The 980-nt window shown below is 52.6% G+C and carries 1 protein-coding gene and 2 pseudogenes; all 3 read left to right on the top strand.

Annotation, left to right across the window (positions count from 1 at the left end; all coding sequences use genetic code 11):
- A pseudogene (locus IAG03_RS14065) lies at positions 1-510 on the top strand (hypothetical protein); the annotation flags it as partial.
- Between the two features lie 14 nt (positions 511-524).
- Entirely contained in the window at positions 525-716 is a 192-nt protein-coding gene (locus IAG03_RS14060; RefSeq protein WP_249320744.1) for a hypothetical protein, read from the top strand.
- A pseudogene (locus IAG03_RS14055) lies at positions 703-980 on the top strand (VirD4-like conjugal transfer protein, CD1115 family); the annotation flags it as partial. The gene IAG03_RS14060 and the pseudogene IAG03_RS14055, both read left to right, overlap by 14 nt.

The raw sequence follows: 980 nt of genomic DNA, 5'->3' as shown, positions 1-980 counted from the left end.
TCCAAGAAGGTGTTCGACATTTCCCAGACGACCGCAAAGGCCAAGGACCGCCCCGCAATGAAGCGGGACGAGCGGCTGCTTCTGAAAGCCATCATCCACAATGCACCTTGCCCCATCGAGATCAGCCAAAAGCTGCCGGAGAACATCAACGCGGTATATCGTCCCGACGACAAGAAAATCTATGTTAGACCTGGACTGGAGGCCGGTGACATTTTCCGCGGCATTTCTCAGGAGCTTGCTCACGCGCATCTGGACGACGGCGCATATAAGCGCAGTGATCATGCCTTTACCGCCTACTGCGTGTCGTATGTGCTCTGCAGCCGGTACAATGTGCCGAAGGACATGTTCCGCTTTGACAGACTTCCCGAAGGCTTCTCTACGATGGATGCCCGCAGTGTGAGAAACGAGCTGTCCAAGATCAGAGATGTGGCCAATGAGATCTCGTCCGACATGGCGAAGGTGCTGGACAAGAGCATGAAGCCCAAGGAACGCAGGGATGAAGCAAGATAAGGAGGTACCCCAATATGGCTGAGGAAAAGAAAGTCGTCACGCTGGACGATTTTGAGCAGCGTCTGATGGTCAGCGGACTGATGGATTTTCGGAACGATCTTCTCCGGGACGAAAGGCCCACAGAAGACATTAACGATTTGATCCTGAAGGTCATTGATGCCCCAACAAAGAAAGAGAAACGGAGAGCCGACCGTGAGGCAAGATAAGCTCTCCAAGCAGAATGTGATCCTTTATCTTTGCGGCATAATTCCGGTTGTGTGGCTCGGCCTGTTGATTGCTCCCTGCTTAAAGGATGGATTGCCCGGACTGGTTCAGCAGTTCGGTTCGGTGATGCAAAACCCATTCAAAATACAGCTTTGTGAGGACAGTGTAAAAACTGTCCTCACTTTGCTTTTGGTGTACGGGATCGCCATCGGCGTCTATCTCTCCACGGAGCACAATTACAGACGGCGAGAAGAGCACGGATCAGC

The organism is Yeguia hominis (assembly GCF_014384705.1).
GTDB lineage: Bacteria > Bacillota > Clostridia > Oscillospirales > Acutalibacteraceae > Yeguia > Yeguia hominis.
The sequence above is the reverse complement of the archived record's forward strand: the minus strand, read 5'-3'. Positions and strand labels throughout refer to the sequence as shown.